At 63.5% G+C, this 19922-nt stretch carries 23 protein-coding genes; 16 read left to right on the forward strand and 7 right to left on the reverse strand.

The window, feature by feature from the left end; genetic code table 11:
• Both RBB16_RS18310 and RBB16_RS18315 read left to right on the forward strand, forming a co-directional pair.
• Positions 1–349: TSUP family transporter (locus tag RBB16_RS18310; RefSeq protein WP_306047513.1), on the forward strand; the 349-nt coding region annotated here is incomplete at its 5' end.
• A gap of 24 nt (positions 350–373) precedes the next feature.
• Positions 374–1432 (forward strand): TauD/TfdA family dioxygenase, encoded by a 1059-nt coding sequence (locus RBB16_RS18315; RefSeq protein ID WP_306047514.1) that lies wholly within the window; start codon positions 374–376, stop codon positions 1430–1432.
• 115 nt (positions 1433–1547) lie between these two features.
• On the opposite strand, the gene RBB16_RS18320 is transcribed toward RBB16_RS18315, so the two are convergent.
• On the reverse strand, positions 1548–3146 hold the full coding sequence (locus RBB16_RS18320) for a phosphoenolpyruvate carboxykinase (protein ID WP_306047515.1): 1599 nt from the start codon (positions 3144–3146) through the stop codon (positions 1548–1550).
• Between the two features lie 311 nt (positions 3147–3457).
• Here RBB16_RS18320 and RBB16_RS18325 point away from each other — a divergent pair, with 311 nt between their 5' ends.
• From RBB16_RS18325 to RBB16_RS18355, 7 genes are read left to right on the forward strand one after another with little or no spacing between them, the layout of a single operon-like run.
• Positions 3458–4159, forward strand: coding sequence for a response regulator transcription factor (locus RBB16_RS18325; protein WP_071691905.1), 702 nt, complete (start codon positions 3458–3460; stop codon positions 4157–4159).
• Positions 4160–5890 carry a sensor histidine kinase gene (locus RBB16_RS18330; protein ID WP_306047516.1) on the forward strand — a complete coding sequence of 577 codons (1731 nt, stop codon included), beginning with the start codon at positions 4160–4162 and terminating at the stop codon, positions 5888–5890. It begins immediately after the preceding gene.
• A 4-nt stretch (positions 5891–5894) separates the two neighbouring features.
• Positions 5895–6356: a serine kinase gene (locus RBB16_RS18335; protein ID WP_306047517.1), complete on the forward strand. Its 462-nt coding sequence runs from the start codon at positions 5895–5897 to the stop codon at positions 6354–6356.
• 6 nt (positions 6357–6362) lie between these two features.
• Positions 6363–7262 carry an RNase adapter RapZ gene (gene rapZ, locus RBB16_RS18340; protein ID WP_306047518.1) on the forward strand — a complete coding sequence of 300 codons (900 nt, stop codon included), beginning with the start codon at positions 6363–6365 and terminating at the stop codon, positions 7260–7262.
• An 18-nt stretch (positions 7263–7280) separates the two neighbouring features.
• The gene (locus RBB16_RS18345; protein ID WP_071691902.1) at positions 7281–7673 is read left to right on the forward strand and encodes a PTS sugar transporter subunit IIA; all 393 of its coding nucleotides are present in this window, start codon (positions 7281–7283) and stop codon (positions 7671–7673) included.
• Positions 7670–7948 carry an HPr family phosphocarrier protein gene (locus RBB16_RS18350; protein WP_071691901.1) on the forward strand — a complete coding sequence of 93 codons (279 nt, stop codon included), beginning with the start codon at positions 7670–7672 and terminating at the stop codon, positions 7946–7948. Before RBB16_RS18345 ends, RBB16_RS18350 begins: the two co-directional genes overlap by 4 nt.
• Positions 7949–7995: 47 nt before the next feature.
• Positions 7996–8889, forward strand: coding sequence for a lysophospholipid acyltransferase family protein (locus RBB16_RS18355; protein WP_306047530.1), 894 nt, complete (start codon positions 7996–7998; stop codon positions 8887–8889).
• A 6-nt stretch (positions 8890–8895) separates the two neighbouring features.
• Here RBB16_RS18355 and RBB16_RS18360 read toward each other — a convergent pair whose 3' ends face one another.
• Positions 8896–9771: a 3-hydroxybutyryl-CoA dehydrogenase gene (locus RBB16_RS18360; protein WP_306047519.1), complete on the reverse strand. Its 876-nt coding sequence runs from the start codon at positions 9769–9771 to the stop codon at positions 8896–8898.
• A gap of 179 nt (positions 9772–9950) precedes the next feature.
• On the opposite strand from RBB16_RS18360, the gene RBB16_RS18365 reads away from it, so the two are divergent.
• Positions 9951–10772, forward strand: coding sequence for a DUF6473 family protein (locus RBB16_RS18365; RefSeq protein WP_306047520.1), 822 nt, complete (start codon positions 9951–9953; stop codon positions 10770–10772).
• 51 nt (positions 10773–10823) lie between these two features.
• On the opposite strand, the gene RBB16_RS18370 is transcribed toward RBB16_RS18365, so the two are convergent.
• Together RBB16_RS18370 and RBB16_RS18375 are read right to left on the reverse strand one after the other, a co-directional pair.
• On the reverse strand, positions 10824–11753 hold the full coding sequence (locus RBB16_RS18370; protein WP_306047521.1) for an electron transfer flavoprotein subunit alpha/FixB family protein: 930 nt from the start codon (positions 11751–11753) through the stop codon (positions 10824–10826).
• The gene (locus tag RBB16_RS18375; protein WP_306047522.1) at positions 11753–12511 is read right to left on the reverse strand and encodes an electron transfer flavoprotein subunit beta/FixA family protein; all 759 of its coding nucleotides are present in this window, start codon (positions 12509–12511) and stop codon (positions 11753–11755) included. The genes RBB16_RS18370 and RBB16_RS18375 overlap by 1 nt, the downstream gene beginning before the upstream one ends.
• Positions 12512–12722: 211 nt before the next feature.
• Here RBB16_RS18375 and RBB16_RS18380 point away from each other — a divergent pair, with 211 nt between their 5' ends.
• The 3 genes from RBB16_RS18380 to RBB16_RS18390 all read left to right on the forward strand — a co-directional run bounded on the left by RBB16_RS18380 (position 12723) and on the right by RBB16_RS18390 (position 14481).
• Positions 12723–13100 carry a VOC family protein gene (locus RBB16_RS18380; RefSeq protein ID WP_071691896.1) on the forward strand — a complete coding sequence of 126 codons (378 nt, stop codon included), beginning with the start codon at positions 12723–12725 and terminating at the stop codon, positions 13098–13100.
• A complete protein-coding gene (locus RBB16_RS18385; RefSeq protein ID WP_158514370.1) occupies positions 13097–13582 on the forward strand; it encodes a GyrI-like domain-containing protein in 486 nt (161 codons plus the stop codon). Before RBB16_RS18380 ends, RBB16_RS18385 begins: the two co-directional genes overlap by 4 nt.
• 62 nt (positions 13583–13644) lie before the next feature.
• Positions 13645–14481: an AraC family transcriptional regulator gene (locus RBB16_RS18390; protein WP_306047523.1), complete on the forward strand. Its 837-nt coding sequence runs from the start codon at positions 13645–13647 to the stop codon at positions 14479–14481.
• On the opposite strand, the gene RBB16_RS18395 is transcribed toward RBB16_RS18390, so the two are convergent.
• From RBB16_RS18395 to RBB16_RS18405, 3 genes are read right to left on the reverse strand one after another with little or no spacing between them, the layout of a single operon-like run.
• On the reverse strand, positions 14478–15050 hold the full coding sequence (locus RBB16_RS18395; protein ID WP_306047524.1) for a cob(I)yrinic acid a,c-diamide adenosyltransferase: 573 nt from the start codon (positions 15048–15050) through the stop codon (positions 14478–14480). The genes RBB16_RS18390 and RBB16_RS18395 overlap by 4 nt on opposite strands.
• A 3-nt stretch (positions 15051–15053) precedes the next feature.
• Positions 15054–15257: a twin transmembrane helix small protein gene (locus RBB16_RS18400; protein WP_071691892.1), complete on the reverse strand. Its 204-nt coding sequence runs from the start codon at positions 15255–15257 to the stop codon at positions 15054–15056.
• A 19-nt stretch (positions 15258–15276) separates the two neighbouring features.
• A complete protein-coding gene (locus tag RBB16_RS18405; RefSeq protein ID WP_306047525.1) occupies positions 15277–16107 on the reverse strand; it encodes an SDR family oxidoreductase in 831 nt (276 codons plus the stop codon).
• A 131-nt stretch (positions 16108–16238) separates the two neighbouring features.
• Between RBB16_RS18405 and RBB16_RS18410 the strand changes: the two genes are divergently transcribed.
• The 3 genes from RBB16_RS18410 to RBB16_RS18420 form a co-directional block, all read left to right on the forward strand.
• Entirely contained in the window at positions 16239–18527 is a 2289-nt protein-coding gene (locus RBB16_RS18410) for a DNA topoisomerase IV subunit A (RefSeq protein ID WP_306047526.1), read from the forward strand.
• Positions 18528–18647: 120 nt separating this feature from the next.
• Entirely contained in the window at positions 18648–19280 is a 633-nt protein-coding gene (locus RBB16_RS18415) for a hypothetical protein (RefSeq protein WP_306047528.1), read from the forward strand.
• Positions 19281–19386: 106 nt separating this feature from the next.
• On the forward strand, positions 19387–19922 hold a 536-nt coding region (locus tag RBB16_RS18420; RefSeq protein WP_306047529.1), incomplete at its 3' end, for a GTP-binding protein.

A 19922-nucleotide genomic window follows, 5' to 3' on the forward strand; every position in this document is an offset into this window, starting at 1 on the left:
GCTGTTCGGCGGGCTTGCCGGGGTTCTGGGGGGCTTCGCCGCGGTTTTCGGACCGCCGACGGTGGCCTATCTGATGTCGCGCGACGCGGAAAAGGCCGAGCAGGTGCGGGTGCAGGGGATGATGTATTTCCTCGGCAACGTTCTGCTGTTCGGGGCGCATCTGCGATCCGGCGTGCTGAATGCGGACACGATCCCGCTGACGGTGCTGATGCTGCTGCCCGCGTTCGCGGGGATGTGGCTGGGGTTCAGACTCCAGGACCGGATGAACAAGGCGCAATTCCTGCGGGCCACGCTGGTGGTGTTGCTGATTGCCGGACTCAACCTTGTGCGGCGGGCTGTTTTCGTGTGAATTCCCGCCGGGGAGGATAATGGCATGCCGATTGACCTGACGGATCTGCCGGAACGGATCGAAGGGCCGGGGGCCTGGATGGGGGCGGAAATGGCCGCGCATCCCGATCGCTGGCTGGTGACGCTGACGCCTGAAGACGTTGCCGATCTGGAGCGGGCGGCACAGGCCTTCCTGGCGACCGGGGCCGATCTGGGGCAGATCACGGCGGAGGCCTTTCCGCTGCGGCACTTCGCTGGCCATGTGGCGGAGCTGCAGGAGAAGATGCGCAGCGGCAGCGGGGTCGAGGTGATCCGGGGCCTGCCGATGGAGCGCTATGATACACGGATGGCGGCGACGATCTTTTGTGGAATCGGGGCCCATATCGGGTCGGCCCGGTCGCAAAACGCGGCGGGGCATGTGTTGGGGCATGTGCGCAACATGGGGGCGGACCCGAATGACCCCAATACGCGGATCTACCAGACGGCAGCGCGGCAGACTTTTCACACGGACAGTGCCGATGTGGTGGGGCTGATCTGCCTGCGCAACGCAAAAGAGGGCGGCGACAGCCTGCTGGTCAGCGCCGAGACGATCTACAACCGGATGCGGGCGGAGCGGCCCGATCTGCTGGCGCTGCTCTTCGACCCGATTGCGACGGACCGGCGGGGCGAAGTGCCCGAGGGCATGAAGCCGTGGATGGAGATCCCGCCTTTGAGCTGGCATGACGGCAGGCTGACGGTGTTTTACCAACGGCAATACATCGACAGCGCGCAGCGGTTCGAGGGGGCGATGCGGTTGACACCCGCGCATGTCGAGGCGCTGGATCTGTTCGACGCATTGGCCAATGACCCGGATCTGCATTTCCGGATGCGGCTGGAGCCGGGGGACATGCAGTTTGTCTACAACCACGCGCAGCTGCACGACCGGACCGGCTTCACGGACTGGCCGGAGCCTGAGAAGCGGCGGCATCTGCTTCGGCTGTGGCTGTCCTTGCCGGGGGACAGGGAATTGCCGGACTGCTTTGCCGAACGGTATGGCACAATCGAAATCGGCAATCGCGGCGGGATCATCGTGTCGGGGACGAGGTTGCACGCACCGCTGGATTGAGTGCGTGCAAGCCGCTTCGAAGCGGCTTGGGAAACGCGGTTTCGAAACCGCGTGGAAGGGCCTTTGAAGGCCCTTTTACCAAGGCCCTTCGAAGGGCCTTGGCTGCGCCTGGTGATCAGCTGATCGCTGCCGCCTTCACGTCATCGTCGATGAAGGGCACGTATTGGGCGAAGTTCTCGGCAAACATGTTCACCAGCTTCTGCGCCTGTGCGTCATAGGCCTCGGGGTTGTCCCAGGTGCGGCGGGGGTCCAGCAACACCTCGGCCACGCCGGGGCAGGAGACGGGCACGTCGAAGCCGAAATTCGTGTCCTTGCGGAACTCGGCGTCGTTCAGAGACCCGTCCAGAGCGGCGGTCAGAAGCGCACGGGTGGCGCGGATCGGCATCCGGCTGCCGGTGCCGTAGGCGCCGCCGGTCCAGCCGGTGTTGACCAGCCAGCAGGTGGCGCCGTGCTGGGCGATCTTGTCGCGCAGCATGTTGCCGTAGACCTCGGGGCGGCGCGGCATGAAGGGGGCGCCGAAACAGGTCGAGAAAGTGGGCTCGGGCTCGGTCACACCGCGCTCGGTCCCTGCGACCTTGGAGGTGAAGCCGGACAGGAAGTGATACATGGCCTGCGCTGGTGTCAGTCGGGCAATCGGGGGCAGCACCCCGAAGGCGTCGCAGGTCAGCATGATGATGTTCTTCGGGTGGCCACCAAGGCCGCTGTCCGATGCGTTGGAGATATAATCCAGCGGGTAGGCGCAGCGCATGTTGGCGGTCAGGCTGTCATCGTCGAAGTCGAGCGCGCGGGTTTCGGGGTCGAACACCATGTTCTCGATCACCGTGCCGAACTTGGAGGTCGTGGCGTAGATCTCCGGCTCTGCCTCTTCGCGCAGGTTGATCGTCTTTGCGTAGCAGCCGCCTTCGAAGTTGAAGATGCCCTTGTCGGACCAGCCATGTTCGTCATCGCCGATCAGCACGCGCGCGGGGTCGGCAGACAGCGTCGTTTTGCCGGTGCCCGACAGTCCGAAGAAAACGGCCGCGTCGTCGGGATTGTCCACCGCGTGGTTGGCCGAGCAATGCATCGCCATCACGTTCTTGCCGGGCAGGATGTAGTTGAGCAGGGTGAAGACCGACTTCTTGTTCTCGCCCGCGTATTCGGTGCCGCCGATCAGGATCAGCTTCTTTTCGAAGTTGAGCGCGATCACGGTTTCACTGCGGCAGCCGTGGCGCTCGGGATCGGCGAAGAAGCTGGGGCAGTTGATGATGGTGAACTCGGGCACGAAGCTGTCGAGTTCTTCCGCGGCGGGGCGGCGCAGCAGGTGGCGGATGAACAGGCCATGCCAGGCCAGTTCCGTCACCACGCGCACATCCAGGCGATGCTCGGTATCGGCGCCGCCGAACAGGTCCTGCACGAAATACTCGCCGCCCTTCATATGGGCCAGCATGTCGGCATGCAGCCGGTCAAAGGCGTCGGGCGCCATCGCCGCGTTGTTTTCCCACCAGATCGTGTCTTCGGTCGCGGCGGAACGCACGACATGTTTGTCCTTGGGCGAGCGGCCAGTGAATTTTCCGGTGGTCACCAGGAAAGCGCCACCCTGCCCGAGAGTGCCTTCATTCTTGCGAAGGGCCGCTTCGATCAGGGCGGGTTCGAGCAGGTTATAGTGAACCGAACCGAGGCCGGAAATGCCTTGAGCGTCCAGTGTCTGGGCCGGGTTCACGCGTCCTGTTGTCATTATGCAAGCTCCTGCGCCGTCTCTGCCCGGCGCCTTGGGTGAAACAGAAGGGGTCGCGGCCGGTAGGGAAGGCCGCTGCGACAGGGGCCATATAACATGGCGTTTTCAGCGAGGAACAGGACGCAATCGCACAGTTAGCGCAACCAAACTCACCTTTTTTCGGGCCGTTAGCGCTGCCTTAAGAGGTGGATGGTAGGAAATCGGCCACACCTGTTGCCCCCGGATGCAACTTAGAGATTGATTCTAAAGCCCGAAATGTAGGAGAATAAGAAAAAAACAAGGCAAATCGGGCAGAATAAGGACATAGTAACATGTCGAGGATCGCACTCGTCGATGACGACAGGAATATCCTGACCTCCGTTTCCATGACTCTGGAAGCGGAAGGATTTGAAGTTGAAACCTACAATGACGGGCAGTCGGCCCTGGACGCGTTTACGCGCCGGATGCCGGAACTGGCCGTGCTGGACATCAAGATGCCGCGCATGGACGGCATGGATCTGTTGCAGCGTCTGCGCCAGAAAAGCGCGGTGCCGGTGATCTTTCTCACCTCCAAGGATGATGAGATCGACGAGCTGATGGGCCTGCGCATGGGCGCGGACGATTACGTGCGCAAGCCGTTCTCTCAGCGTCTGCTGGTCGAACGCATCCGGTCCATCCTGCGCCGTCAGGAGGCGATTGCCTCTGACGCCGGGGGCGCCCCGGAAGAAAGCCAGGTGATGGTGCGCGGTCCGCTGACCATGGATCCGCTGCGTCACGCGGTGACCTGGCATGGCAAGGACGTGTCGCTGACGGTGACGGAATTCCTGCTGCTACAGGCGCTGGCACAGCGCCCCGGCTTCGTGAAAAGCCGTGACCAGCTGATGGATGTGGCCTATGACGAACAGGTCTATGTGGATGACCGGACCATCGACAGCCATATCAAGCGTCTGCGCAAGAAGATGCGTGAGGTGGATTCCGATTTCTCGGCCATCGAAACGCTCTATGGTATCGGGTACAGGTATAACGAAGACTAAATGACACTGGCCTCCGACATCGGACCGACCCAAAGGCGCGAACCTGCGGAATCGCAGATCGTGCTGGGGGAAGACTGGGACCGCCCCGCCGGGGCGGTCGAGGTCGAGCTGCGCGATGCGCGGGCTCGGCGGGGTCTGATGTCGCTCAACCGCTCGCCGCTGGCGCGCAAGATCATCCTGTTCAACCTGCTGGCACTGGTGGTACTTGTGGCCGGGGTTCTGTTTCTGAACCCGTTCCGTGACAGTCTGGTCTATCAACGCGAACAGGCCCTGGCCGTCGAAGCGCAGCTTGTGGCCGAGATCTTCGAGGCCAGCCTGCCGCGCACGGCCCCGGCCAACCTGCTGACCGGCGACGGCATCGACCCGGTCGACGTGCTTGGCCGGATCGGCCTGTCGGATGGCGTCGATGTCTATGTCTTCGCACCGAATGAAACGCTGGTGGCGTCGACCGGTGACACCGCGACCGAAGCGGCGACACCATTGGCCGGTGGTGGGGAGGATCCGGGCCGATCTCTGGTCATCACCGATTTCCTGAACACCGTCTGGGACGGCATCGCCGGAATTCTTTCCTCGGGCTCGAGACCGGCTGAAACGGTATCGACCGAGGATCAGGCCCGCGCGCTGGTCGCAGATGCGCTATCGGGTGAAACCGTTCTGCATGGCGGCAACGGAACGGCGGGCGCGATCTTCCTCGCGGCCTCGCCGATCGAGGGCGCATCGGGCGTTGTCGGCGTCGTGGCGCTGGCCACCGCCGCGGGTGAGATCGAGCAACTGGTCCGCGCCGAACGCGAACAGATCCTGCAAATGTTCTTCGTGGCGCTCCTGGTCTCCATCGGCCTGTCGCTGGTTCTGGCCTCGACCATCGCCAACCCGCTTTCGGACCTGTCCGCCGCCGCCGAACTGGGCCGCGACAAGAATGCCCGCAAGATGAGCCCCACGCGGGTGCGCATCCCCGATCTGACCGGCCGCCCGGACGAAATCGGCCGCCTGTCCGCCGCGCTGCGCGGCATGGTTGCGGCGCTCTATGACCGGATTGATGGGAATGAACAATTCGCTGCCGACGTGGCGCATGAGGTGAAGAACCCGCTCGCTTCGCTGCGGTCTGCCGTGGGCACGATGCGGCTGGCGCGCACGGATGAACAGCGCACCCGATTGCTGGATGTCATCGAGCATGACGTGCGGCGGCTGGATCGGCTGGTGTCGGATATCTCCAACGCCTCGCGGCTCGATTCAGAGCTGGTGAAGGAAGAGGCCGACGATTTCGACCTCATCCACATGCTGTCGAACCTGACCCAGTACCATGCCGAAGAGGCGCAGGGACAAGAGATCGCCTTCATCTCGGACCTGCCCGGAGAACCGGTCAGGCTGCACGGGCTGGAGGGCCGGCTGGCACAGGTCTTCGTCAACCTGATCACCAACGCAATCTCCTTCTGCGAGGCGGGCGATGCCGTCCGGGTCTGGGCGCGCAAGCGGGAAAACCGGGTGCTTGTGGTGGTTGAGGATACTGGCCCGGGCATCCCCGAAGAGGCGCTGACCAAGGTGTTCAACCGCTTCTATTCGGAACGGCCCGTTCAGCAGTTCGGCGACCATTCCGGCCTTGGCCTCGCGATTTCCAAGCAGATCGTCGAGGCGCATGGCGGCGTGATCTGGGCCGAGAACATCCGCCCGACAGAGGCAGACATCACCTCGGACCCGCTTGGCGCGCGGTTCGTGGTCGGCCTGCCGCTCTAGGGCCTTGGCCACGGGCGACGCATCCCTTCTGACCGCCTATTGCAGCATCACGCCGGATGGGCGTGTCTTTTGCCGTGGCACGGCGATCTGCCTGAACGGGCGGGGGCTGCTTGTCATCGGCCCCTCGGGCAGCGGCAAATCGCGGCTGGCGCTGGAACTGATGGCGCTTGGCGCCACGCTGGTGGCCGATGACGGGGTCTGGCTGACGGAGAATGGCGAGGTCACGCGCCCGGAGGGTGCGCCCCGTCTCATCGAGGCGCGGGGGATCGGGTTGCTCAACGCCACCGCGCTGCCAAGCGCGCCCCTGACGCTGGTCGTCGATCTGTCCCGAACCGATCCCGACCGCCTGCCGCCGGCCCGAACCGTCGAGGCCCCCGGCGGGACGGTGCCGCTGATCCTGGGCAAGGATCACCCTTTTCTTGCCGCCGCGATCTGCCAATATCTGACGCAAGGACGCGCGGAGTAGCCACGGATGGACCACGAAGACAAGACAACAGCGGAAGAGGCCGAACGGGTGGTTTTTGTCTCCGGCCCCTCGGGTGCGGGCCGGTCCACCGCGATCCGGGCACTGGAGGACCTGGGGTTCGAGGCCATCGACAACCTGCCCCTCAGCCTGTTGCCGCGCCTGCTGGACGGCCCCCCGCCGACCCGGCCCCTGGCGCTTGGCACCGACCCGCGCAACCGGGACTACAGCGCGCAGGCGCTGATTGCCGCTGTCGACCGGCTGGCTGCCGACCCGCGCATTCTGGCCGATCTGGTCTATCTCGATTGCGCCACCGATGTGCTGGTGCGCCGCTATTCCGAGACCCGCCGCCGCCACCCGTTGGCGCCCGAGGACAGGCCCATCCTGGGGATCGAGCTGGAACAGGACCTGCTGGCTCCGGTGCGCGCCCGCGCGGGCATCCTGATCGACACGTCTGACATGACCCCGCATGAACTGCGCGCCGAGGTGCAGCGCTGGTTCGCGCCGGGTGGGCAGCAGCTGGCCCTCTCCGTGCAGTCCTTCAGCTACAAACGCGGGCTGCCGACGGGGGCCGATCTGGTCTTTGACTGCCGCTTCCTGCGCAACCCCTATTGGGACGCGGATCTGCGCAGCCTCGATGGCCGTGACGCGGCGGTGGTGGACTATATCGCCGACGATGCCCGCTTCGCGCCGTTCCTGGCGCAGGTCACGCAGCTGGTGGAAACGCTGTTGCCTGCCTATCAGGAGGAGGGCAAGGCGCATCTGACCGTGGCGTTTGGATGTACCGGGGGGCAACACAGATCGGTTGTCGTCACGGAAAAACTGGCCACCCATCTTGCGCAGGCGGGCTGGCAGGTGTCAAAGAGGCACAGGGAGATTGAACGCCGGGCCGTGACCCGCGCGCCGTAAGCGCCAAGGAAGCAGAACTTGATCGGCATCGTGATCGTTGCACATGGGGGTCTGGCCCGCGAGCTGCAGAATGCCATGGAGCATGTGGTGGGCCGAAAGCCCGGCGTGCTGGCCATTTCCATCGGGGCCGAAGATGACCGCACCCGCCGCCAGCGCGAGATCTGCGATGCTGCCGACGCAGTGGATACGGGCGACGGCGTGGTGGTGGTGACCGATATGTTCGGCGGCTCGCCCTCCAACCTGTCGCTGCGCGCCTGCCGCCCGTCCAATCGCAAGATCCTGACCGGGGTGAACCTGCCTATGCTGGTGAAGCTGGCGAAATCGCGCAGCCTGCCGGTGGACGAAGCCGTAACCCGCGCCGCCGAGGCCGGACGCCGATATATCAACAGTTTTGACGGAGCCCCCGAATGACCACCCCGACCAAGCGCAAGCTGGACATCGTGAACGTCAAGGGGCTGCATGCCCGCGCCTCGGCGAAATTCGTGGAAACGGTGGAGCAGTTCGACGCCAGTGCCACCGCCTACAAGGATGGGCTGAGCGCCGCCGGAGACTCCATCATGGGGCTTTTGATGTTGGCAGCATCCCAGGGAACCACTATTGAGGTGGAAACCAGCGGGCCAGAGGCGGAACAGCTGATGGATGCCCTTGCGGCACTTGTTGCTGACAAGTTCGGTGAAGGCATGTAAGCCCGTACACTCGGGGTGGAATCGGGGATAGAGAACCGTTGACCGACGTGACAACGCCAGATGCAGGGCAACAGGCCCGGCCCGCAGAGGGCCAGCAGCAGCCGGTCTATGACCGGCGCAGCCTGACCTATGCGTCGTCTTTCGATTCGCCGCTGCGCTCGACCGTGATCCGGGCCATCGAGTGGTTTACCGGCAAGCTGACCATCGTGCGCCGGGTGCGCCAGTTCGAACGGATGGGCGCGCCCAAGGGGCAGGCCTTCTGGCCCGCGACGATGAAGGTGATGGGCATCGACCTGCAAACGCCCGAGCATCAGCTGGACCGGATTCCCGCTGAGGGGCCGGTCGTATTCGTGGCGAACCATCCGCATGGGCTGGTCGATGGCATGATCCTTGCTGATCTCATTGGCCGTCGCCGCGATGATTACCGCATTCTGACCCGCTCGCTGCTGACCGGGATCGACGAAAGCGCGGCGAGCTACATGATTCCCGTGCCGTTCCCGCACCAGCCCGACGCGCAGCAGGAAATGATCCGCATGCGCGCAGCGGCGATGGCCCATCTGCAGGACCGGGGGCTGATCGCGCTGTTCCCCTCGGGCGTTGTCGCCACATCGGCCACCGCCTTCGGTCCGGTGATCGAGCAGGAATGGAACGTGTTCACCGCCAAGATGATCCGCCGCTCGGGCGCGACCATCGTGCCGTGTTTCTTCCAGGGCACAAATTCGCGCGCCTACCAGATCGCCAACCGGGTGTCTCCGGTCGTGCGCCAGGGACTGTTGCTGCACGAGGTGGTGAAAAGCTTCGACAAGCCGCAGGCCCCGATCATCGGCCATGCGATCACGCCCGACCAGTGGGATGGCCCGATCCAGAATCCGCGCCAGTTCATGGCGCAGTTGCGTGAACATACGCTTGGGCTGAAGGCAGATCCTGACCGGGTGTTCTGAGCGCCCTTAGCGGGTCGGAACCGGGGCCTCACCGCGATAATCGTAGAAACCGCGCTGCGTCTTGCGGCCAAGCCAGCCGGCCTCGACATATTTTGTCAGCAGCGGGCAGGGGCGGTACTTGGTGTCGGCCAGCCCGTCATGCAGCACGTTCATGATCGCAAGGCAGGTGTCCAGGCCGATGAAATCCGCCAGTTCCAGCGGTCCCATCGGGTGGTTGGCCCCCAGCTTCATCGATTCGTCGATGGACTTTACGTTTCCGACGCCCTCGTAGAGCGTATAGACCGCCTCGTTGATCATCGGCATCAGGATGCGGTTGACGATGAAGGCGGGGAAATCCTCTGCCGTTGCGGCGGTTTTCCCAAGCTTGTCCACCACGGCCTTGCAGGCGGCGAAGGTTTCCTCATCCGTGGCGATCCCGCGGATCAGCTCCACCAGTTGCATCACCGGAACCGGGTTCATGAAGTGGAAACCCATGAACTTTTCCGGCCGGTCGGTGCGGCTGGCAAGACGGGTGATCGAGATCGACGACGTGTTGGACGTCAGGATCGTGTCGGGCTTCAGATGCGGCAGAAGGTCCTCGAAAATCGCCTGCTTGACGGTTTCACGTTCGGTCGCTGCCTCGATGATCAGGTCGGACGGGCCAAGATCGGTCAGTTTCAGCGTAGTCGAGATGCGGCCAAGGGCGGCGGCCTTGTCCTCCGCGCTGACCTTTCCCCGGCTGACCTGCCGTTCGATATTGCGGTCGATCAGGGCCATGGCCTTGTCGAGGCTGTCTTGAGAAACATCATTCATAACAACGTCATATCCGGCCAATGCACAGACATGGGCAATGCCGTTGCCCATCTGTCCCGCGCCGACGATGCCAATCTTCTGAATGTCCATGTCCCGTACCTCTGGCCCAGTGTTTCGCCCGCACAATAGGCGCGGGGGACGGGGGCAGACAAGGTCAAACGCCGCGGCGGATTGTGCGAAAAATCACCACAAGTTTTCGGTTTAGCCATTTGGAAACGGCCACGGCGCAAATTGGGTTCGGGTGAGTCGAAACATGGGTGGAGCAAGCCATGAGTTTTGCAAAAGCGGGGCATGGGCCCCTTGATTATCAGCCGTGCCGCTACGAGGGGTCGCCGATGACGTTTCGGGGGCCGAAGGCGGAGTCGGAGGAGGGCTATGTCCTGTGCCTCGGCGGATCGGAAACCTTCGGGAAGTTTTCACCCGACCCCTTTCCCGACCTGTTGGCGCGGCGGCTTGGGCGGCCGGTGGTCAATATGGGCGCGATGAACGCGGGGATCGACCTGTTGTTGCATGACCCCGCCATTCGCAACGCCCTTGCGCGGGCCGGGGCGGTGGTGTTGCAGGTGCCGGGGGCAGCCAACCTGTCGAACCGGTTTTTCAGCGTGCATCCCCGGCGAAATGACCGGTTCGTCAAGGCCTCGACCATGATGCGCACGATCTACCGGGAGGTGGATTTTACCGAGTTCCACTTCACGCGGCATATGTTGACCGCGCTGAAACGAAGGTCGGAGGACCGGTTCATGATCGTGGTGGAGGAATTGCGTGCCGCGTGGCAGGCGCGGATGACGACGCTGCTGGACAGGATCGGCGTGCCGGTCCATCTGCTGTGGCTGTCACGCCGCGCGCCGGGGGATGACCCGATGGACGAGGAAGGGTTGGGATACGATCCGCTCTTCGTCGATGCCGCGATGCTGGCGGGGCTGGAGCCAAAGGCGGCCAGCGTGTCTGTCTGCATTCTGCCACAGGATGCGCGGGCACCGGCAGCGCGGGGCATGTTCTATGGCCGGGGCGAGGAAGCTGCCGCGCGGCTGATGCCGGGGCCGGAGGATCATGACAGGGTGGCTGCGCTGCTGGCAGGTGCGATGGCATGAAAAAGGCCCACCGGGTCGGGCGGGCCTTTGTGGATCATGGTGTCGTCTGGATCAGCCGAGTTTTTCGGTCAGTTCCGGGACGGCGGTGAAGAGGTCTGCGACCAGGCCGTAATCGGCGACCTGGAAGATCGGGGCCTCTTCGTCCTTGTTGATCGCGACGATGATCTTGGAGTCCTTCATGCCCGCGAGGTGCTGGATCGCGCCCGAGATGCCGATGGCGACGTAGAGATCGGGGGCGACGACCTTGCCGGTCTGACCCACCTGCCAGTCGTTCGGCGCGTAGCCCGAGTCGACCGCGGCGCGGGAGGCACCCACGGCGGCGCCCAGTTTGTCGGCGAGACCTTCGATGATCTTGAAGTCCTCTTCGGACCCGACACCACGGCCACCGGACACAACGATGCCGGCCGAGGTCAGTTCGGGGCGGTCGGAGGCGGCAACCTTGTCCTCGACCCATTCGCTGAGGCCCGGGTTGTCAGCGGCGGAAATGGTTTCCACCGGCGCTGCGGCCTGCTCGCCTGCCGCGTCGAAGGTCGATGTCCGGAAGCTGATAACCTTCTTTTCATCTTTCGAGCGTACGGTCTGAACGGCGTTCCCGGCATAGATCGGGCGTTCGAACGTATTTCCGTCCACAACACCGGAGGCATCCGAGATCACCATCACATCCAGCAGCGCGGCGACGCGGGGCAGCACGTTCTTGGCGTCGGTGGTGGCGGGCGCCACGATATGCTCGTAGTCGCCAGCCAGCGACACGATCAGCGCGGCAGTGGGTTCCGCCAGACGGTGGCCGAGCGAGGCATCTTCGGCGACCAGCACCTTGGACACGCCCGCGATCTTGGCGGCGGCGTCCCCGGCAGCAGCGGCAGATGCGCCAGCGGCCAGAACGGTCACGTCGCCAAGCGACGAGGCCGCGGCCACGGCCTTAGCGGTGGCGTCCAGCGCCAGGTCGCCGTCGGTCACTTCAGCAAGGAGAAGAACAGCCATTACACAGCCCCCGCTTCTTTGAGTTTCGCAACAAGCTCGTCCACGGAGCCCACAATCTCACCGGCCTTGCGGGCCTCGGGCTCGGTCGTCGAGACAATCTCCAGACGCGGGCTGACATCGACGCCGTAATCGGCGGCGGTCTTCTCATCCAGCGGCTTTTTCTTGGCCTTCATGATGTTGGGCAGCGACGCATAGCGCGGCTCGTTGAGGCGCAGATCGACGGTGATGATGGCGGGCATCTTCACGGTGATGGTCTGCAAACCGCCATCGACCTCGCGGGTGACCTTGGCGCTGTCGCCGTCGATATCGACCTCGGAGGCGAAGGTGCCCTGCGACCAGCCCAGAAGCGCCGACAGCATCTGGCCGGTGGCGTTCATGTCGTTGTCGATGGCCTGCTTGCCGCAGAGCACGACGCCGGGCTGCTCTTCCTCGACCACTTTGGCGAGGATCTTGGCAACCGCCAGCGGCTCGATATCGGTGTGCACGTCATCGGCGGCAATGACCAGAATGGCGCGGTCCGCGCCCATGGCCAGCGCCGTGCGCAGGGTTTCCTGGCTTTGCTTGACGCCGATCGACACGGCGACGACCTCGTCGGCCTTGCCCGCTTCCTTCAGACGGATCGCCTCTTCAACGGCAATCTCGTCGAACGGGTTCATCGACATCTTCACATTCGCAAGATCGACACCGCTGCCATCCGCCTTCACACGGACCTTCACGTTGTAGTCGATCACGCGTTTGACAGGCACAAGAACCTTCATTTCCACGTCTCTCCTGTAATGGCCCCCGAGGCGCCAGCCCCGGGAAAGTCATGCTATCATGCGGTTGTTACCGCTTCGAATCGCGCGATGACAGGTCAAAATCGACGCGTTCGGCCGATTGGACGCCGCGTTTTTTCCTTATTGAGTGTGTATGTGTCGGATCAGCGGCGCGATTTTCGCCGGAGTGATTGAGTAGAAGGATGGGGTTTCAATGGAAAAAGTTCAGGGAATCGGCGGGTTCTTCTTCCGCGCCAAGGACCCGAAGGCACTGGGACGATGGTATCTCGACCATCTGGGAATCAACATCGCCCCGACCGATATGGAAATGGTGCCCTGGGTCAGTGACGCCGGTGTGACGGTGTTTGCACCGTTTGACGAAGACACCGACTATTTCGCCGCCGATCAACGCTTCATGCTGAACTTCCGGGTCGGTGATCTGGACGCCATGGTGACGCAACTGGAATCTGCGGGCATTGATGTTTACAATCGGTCCGAGATGGAGGGGATCGGCCGTTTCGCCCATTTGCGCGACCCCGAAGGGACGCCGATCGAATTATGGGAACCCGCCCCGACAGGAGACAGCGAATGACACCATCCATGTCAGAGCCTCAGATCAAGGCCTTCCCGGAAACCCATACGCTCGGGTTCGTGCGCGATTATTCGATGGCCACGCTGGACGAGATGCCCGACCTTTGGCGCACCTTCTACGAGGCGCCGCTTGTCATCCCGAACTATGTGCCTGGGGCGATGTATGGCGTGTCTTTCGCGGCGGATGGCCTGGGATCGTTCAAGTACGGGGTCACGGTCGAGGTCGATCCGGTTCCGTCGGAACTGCCCAAGGGCACCAGCCTGGCGCGGCTGCCGGAAGGCGATTACGCGGTGGTGCAGGATTTCGGCACGCTCGACGACGTGCAGCTGTGCTTTGACTGGATCATCGCCGACTGGCTGCCGGGGTCGCGCTACACGCAGCGGCGCGGCGCGATTTTCGAGCGTTACCCGGAAGACCCCCGCAACGGACCGGACGGCATGGCGTTCGAGATCTGGGTGCCCGTCAGCGACAGGCCGAACTAAGGAAAATCGTTGGCCGCAAGATCGGTCAGGCGCGGGCCGTCGCGACGCTCTATCCTGAGCCCATGAAACGGACGCACACCCAATCGGATCTGATTGCCCGCACCCTGTGGCAAGTGGAAACGGACCTGTCCCGAGGGCCGGATCTGCCCGCGCTGGCCGAGGCCATCGGGGTCAGCCGCTTTCACCTGACCCGTGCCTTTTCCCTGCGCACCGGCCTGTCGCTTGGCACATATGTGCGCCGGCGGCGGCTGAGCGAGGCGGCCAAGGCACGATCAGCCGGTGACAGCGTGACCAATGCGGCTTTCGACGCGGGCTATGACAGTGTCGAGGGCTTTTCCCGTGTGTTCCGTGCCTGTTTCGGGCTGGCCCCGTCCTCGATCCGATGCGTGGATGACCTGAACAGGATTACCCTGCAGGAGGCAATTGAGATGCCCAAAACCGATGACAGCAAGACGCCGATGCCCGAGATCAGGACCATTGACCCCATCACCCTTGTGGGGCGCTCTGGCCGGTTCACCATGGAAAGCCGAACACGCATTCCGGCGCTGTGGGATGAAACCGTGTCGGAATGGCATGACGCCATGATCGGCGGGCCGACCTATGGCGTCTGTTCCGATTTCAGCGACACAGGCGACTTCACCTATACAGTGGCCTTTGCGGGCGAAACGGCAGAGGGTCTAGACCGGCTGATCCTTCCGGGCGGCACCTATGCGGTCTTTGCCCATGAGGGGCATATCTCGACGATCTCGCGGACATGGGACGCGATCTTTGCGAAATGGGCGCCGGAGGCGGAGTATGACCTGCTGAACGGGCCGGAATTCGAGCTTTATGATGCGGATTTCGACCCGAAAGGCGAGGGCAAGGTTGCGGTCTGGGTGCCCATTGCGCCGCGCGGTTAGCGGTTTGCGCCCGGCACCCACAGCACATCGGCGCGGCCTTCATCGTTGCAGATGCGGGCCGCGACGAAGAACCAGTCGGACAGGCGGTTGAGGTATTTCACCGCGGCGGGGTTTACCGATTCCACCGTGGACAGCTCCACCGCCAGCCGTTCGGCCCGGCGGGCGACGGTGCGGCAGAGATGCAGATGGGCGGCGGCAGGCGAACCGCCGGGCAGGATGAAACTGCGCAGCGGGTCCAGCCGGTCGTTCATCGCGTCAATCTCAGCTTCCAGCCGATCCACCTGTGCGGGGATCATGCGCAGCGGCGGATACTCGGCCTCGGCGTCCTTTTCCATTTCGGGGCGGCAGAGGTCCGCGCCCAGATCGAAAAGGTCGTTCTGGATCATCGCCAGCTGCGCGTCCATTGCGCCTTCGGTATGCAGCCGCGCCAGCCCGAGCGTCGCGTTCAGCTCATCCACCGTGCCATAGGCGGTGACACGGGCTGAGTGCTTGTCGACACGCGCGCCATTGCCAAGCGCGGTTTGTCCGGCATCGCCGGTGCGGGTGTAAATCTTGTTCAGAACCACCATGGATCAGCCCCCGTTGCCACGTAGATAGACCACCGCGGCGATCAGGATCACCGCCACGAACTGTGCCGCCAGACGCCAGCGCATGATCTTGTTGGCATTCCTGCGGTTGAATTCCCCGCCGCGCGTGAAGGTGCCAATCCCGAAGAGAAGGATAATGGCGACCCCGACCGTGACGATCAGGGCAATGATTGTGAGGGTATCTACCATGGCGGTCCTTTCCGGGGGCTCAGCCCTTGTCGATCAACCAGTCCAGTGCTCGCGTTGGCAATAGCCGTTTCATCGCGCCCATGAAATAGGTCGGCACCGTTACATAGTATCGCGGGCGCGGTCGGCCAGCCTCAAGGGCGTGAATAAGCTTCTTTGCCACGGCATCCGGGGGCAGTTCGAACGCGTCGGGCTTGTCCTTGTCCTCGTAGAGCCGTTTGAGAAGCGTGTCGCGGTAGAGATCGGACAGGGCCGAGTTTTGCCAATCGATCCAGCGCTCGAAATGGCTGCGGGCATTTTCGCGGATTTTCGAGGTGACGGGGCCGGGTTCGATCAGCACCACGTGAATGCCCGATCCTTTGAGTTCCAGCCGCAGGGTGTCGGTCAGTCCCTCAAGCGCGAATTTGGTCGAGACATAGGCCGCACGCCACTTGTAGGTGATGAAACCGAGGACCGAGCTGTTCTGCACGATGCGCCCATGCCCTTGCGCCCGCATGACGGGAATCACCTGCCGGGTCAGCTCGTGCCAGCCGAAGAAATTGGTCTCGAATATCTCGCGCAGCCCGTCGGTGGGCAGATCCTCGACCGCGCCGGGCAGACCGAAGGCACCGTTGTTGAAGAGCGCATCGAGCGTGCCGCCGGTCTGGTCCAGCGCCCACGAAAGCCCGGCGGTGATGCTGTCCGTGTCTGACAGGTCCAGAACCCCACAGGTCAGCCCCTCGGCGCGCAGGCGTTCGGCGTCTTCGGGCTTGCGGCAGGTCGCCAGTACCTGCCAGCCGCGCGCGTGCAGCGCATGGGCGCAATGATAGCCGATGCCAGAAGAACAGCCGGTGATCAGAATGCTGCGGGTCATGTTCGGATCCTGTTGCGCCAGATGGCACAGGGGTAGGGCCAAGGGTCGCCCGGCGCAAGCGGCAGGTCATATCCTGCTTTACCACCCCTCGTGGTTTGACGTATCACAGATACCAAATGAACGAGCAGACAATGTCAGACGACAACCGCGAAATATCCGAGTCGCTGAGCCGCGCCATTGGCTCGCGCTACCTGCAATATGCGCTGAGCACCATCATGCACCGGGCCCTGCCCGACGCGCGGGATGGGTTGAAGCCGGTGCATCGGCGTATCCTTTATGCGATGCGGGAACTCAGGCTGTCCTCCAACGGGGGCTTCCGCAAATCCGCGAAGATCTCCGGCGATGTGATGGGGAACTACCACCCCCATGGCGACGCCGCGATTTACGATGCGATGGCGCGTCTGGCGCAGGATTTCACCATTCGTTATCCGCTGGTGGATGGTCAGGGGAATTTCGGCAATATCGACGGCGATAACCCGGCGGCCAGCCGCTACACCGAGGCGCGGATGACCGCCGTGGCCGAGGTGCTGCTGGAAGGGCTGAACGAGAACGCCGTTGATTTCCGGGACAATTACGATGGCACCTTGCAGGAACCCGAGGTGCTGCCCGCCGCGCTGCCCAACCTGCTGGCAAACGGGTCGAGCGGGATTGCCGTGGGGATGGCGACGAATATCCCGCCCCATAATGTGGACGAGCTGATTGCCGCCTGCCTGCATCTGATCAAGACGCCCGATGCACGGGACGAGACGTTGCTGAACTACATTCAGGGGCCGGATTTCCCCACCGGCGGCGTCATCGTCGAACCCAAGGAAAGCATGGCCGAGACCTATCGCACCGGTCGCGGCGCCTTCCGTCTGCGCGCCAAGTGGGAGACCGAGGATCTGGGCCGGGGCACCTGGCAGGTCGTGGTGACCGAGATCCCCTATCAGGTGCAGAAATCGAAGCTGATCGAGAAGATCGCGGAGCTGATCCAGACCAAGAAGGTACCGATCCTCGCCGATGTGCGCGACGAATCGGCGGACGATATCCGTATCGTTCTGGAACCGCGCTCCAAGAACGTGGACCCGGAAATTCTGATGGGGACGCTGTTTCGCAGCTCGGACCTCGAAACCCGGTTCAGCCTCAACATGAACGTGCTGATCGACGGGCGCACGCCCAAGGTCTGCTCGCTGAAAGAGGTGCTGCGCGCCTTCCTCGATCACCGGCGCGAGGTGCTGATCCGCCGGTCGACCCACCGGATGGAAAAGATCGACCACCGGCTGGAGGTGTTGGAAGGCTTTATCATCACCTTCCTCAACCTCGACCGGGTGATCGACATCATCCGCTATGACGACGACCCCAAGGCCGCGCTGATGCGCGAGGAATGGGGCAGGGCGCATGTGCGGGCGACCTCCGAGGCCGATTATGTCAGCCCCGCGCCCGGTGAAGGTGAACTGACCGAGGTGCAGGCCGAGGCCATCCTGAACATGCGGCTGCGCAGCTTGCGGCGGCTGGAGGAGATGGAGCTGCTGAAAGAGCAGGCCGCACTGATGGAAGAACGCGCCGAGCTGGACGATTTGCTGGCGCGGGACGATCTGCAATGGGGCCGCATTGGCGAAGAGCTGCGCGAGATGCGCAAGCAGTTCGGCAAAGGCACCGAATTCGGCAAACGTCGCACGGATTTTGCCGAGGCGGGTGAAACCCCTGATGTGCCGCTGGAAGCGATGATCGAGCGTGAACCGATCACCGTTGTCCTGTCGAAAATGGGCTGGGTGCGGGCCATGAAGGGCCATGTCGCGCTGGATGGCGAGTTCAAATACAAGGACGGCGACGAGGGCCGCTTCCTGATGCATGCGGAAACGACCGACAAGCTGCTGGTCTTTGGCAATAACGGGCGGTTTTATACCATCGGGGCCGCGAACCTGCCCGGCGGGCGCGGCATGGGCGAACCCGTGCGCCTGATGGTCGATCTGCCCAACGAGGTCGAGATCGTCGATCTGCTGATCCACAAGCCCGGCGCGAAACTGCTGGTGGCGTCCTCGGCGGGCGATGGGTTCCTGGTGCCGGAAGAGGATGTCGTGGCCCAGACCCGGTCTGGCAAGCAGGTTCTGAACGTCAAGGCCCCGGTGCGGGCGGCGGTCTGTGCTCGTGTGCAGGAGGGCGAAGACTACGTCGCCTGCGTTGGCGAAAACCGCAAGGTGCTGGTCTTCCCGCTGGCCGAACTGCCCGAGATGGGCCGTGGCAAGGGCGTAAGGCTTCAGAAATACAAGGATGGCGGCCTGTCGGATGCGCGCAGTTTCAACCGGGCGGAGGGGCTGAGCTGGAAAGACCCCGCCGGGCGCACCCGGACAGAGACCGACCTGACCGAATGGGAAGGCAAGCGCGCAGGCACGGGCCGCATGGCCCCGCGTGGCTTCCCAAGGGACAACAGGTTCACCTGAGTCCTCGTGTTTGCAACTCGGCCACGGTTTTCTGCCGATTTTCCGGCGGCTTGGCCGGGTCGATTGCGCGTCATGCCCGGCTGCGCTATCCCGAACGGGCTGCCATCTAGGAGGAGCCCCATGCGCGCCCTGTCCCGTTTCGCCCTTTTGGGGCTGGTCCTGATTCTCGGGGCCTGCGCCGCGACCGACCCGCTGGAGGAAGACCTGCCCGATATGGGCGATTTCCGGCTCGCCTATAACATCGTCGTGGCCGACAACATGCAGCAGGTCCCGCCATCTCGGGAAGCGTCGGGCGAGGAATGGATCGAAATCCTGACCGCCGAGATCGACCGCCGCTTTGGCGGCTACGAAGGGGATCGTCTCTATCACATCGCCATCCATGTGGATGCCTATGCGCTTGCACCTCCGGGGATTCCCGTGGTGCTTCAGCCGCGCTCGATCCTCGTGATCAGCGCCAATGTCTGGGATGATGAATTGCAGGCGAAACTGCATGATGACCCTGAACAACTGACGATTTTCGAAGGTGCGGCGGCGGAAACGATGCTCATCGGGTCGGGCCTTGCCCGGTCACGCGAGGAACAGATGCAGATCCTTGCGCGCAACGCGGCGCGGCGCATCCAGTTGTGGATGCTGACCCATCCGGAATGGTTCTCGATCGACGAGGAGGCCGCAGCCGAGGCGCAGGCCGCGCTGGAGGCACAGGTCGCGGAAGTGGAGCAGCCCGTAGAACTGCCGGAAGAAGCGGCAGAGTAACGGGATTTCCCCAACTCACCCTTGATTTTTCCCCCGCGCCTCAGTAACGAGCGCGCGATGATGAACCGGGGCCGGGCGGCCCCCCCTAGCATGAGGCGCCTGAGCAATGGCAAAGGAAAAGTTTGAGCGCGGCAAGCCGCATTGTAACATCGGCACGATCGGTCACGTTGACCACGGCAAGACGACGCTGACGGCGGCGATCACCAAGTATTTCGGTGACTTCAAGGCCTATGACCAGATCGACGGCGCGCCGGAAGAGAAGGCCCGTGGCATCACGATCTCGACCGCTCACGTGGAATACGAGACCGACAACCGTCACTACGCCCACGTGGACTGCCCCGGCCACGCCGACTACGTGAAGAACATGATCACCGGTGCCGCCCAGATGGACGGCGCGATCCTGGTGGTGAACGCCGCTGACGGCCCGATGCCGCAGACCCGTGAGCACATCCTTCTGGGCCGCCAGGTGGGTATCCCCGCCATGGTCGTTTTCCTCAACAAGGTCGACCAGGTCGATGACGAGGAGCTGCTGGAGCTGGTGGAAATGGAAGTCCGCGAGCTGCTGTCCGAATACGACTTCCCGGGCGACGATATCCCGATCGTTGCAGGCTCCGCGCTTGCCGCGATGGAAGGCCGTGACCC

The sequence above is a fragment of the Nioella sp. MMSF_3534 genome, assembly GCF_030732985.1.
Classification (GTDB): Bacteria; Pseudomonadota; Alphaproteobacteria; order Rhodobacterales; family Rhodobacteraceae; genus Nioella.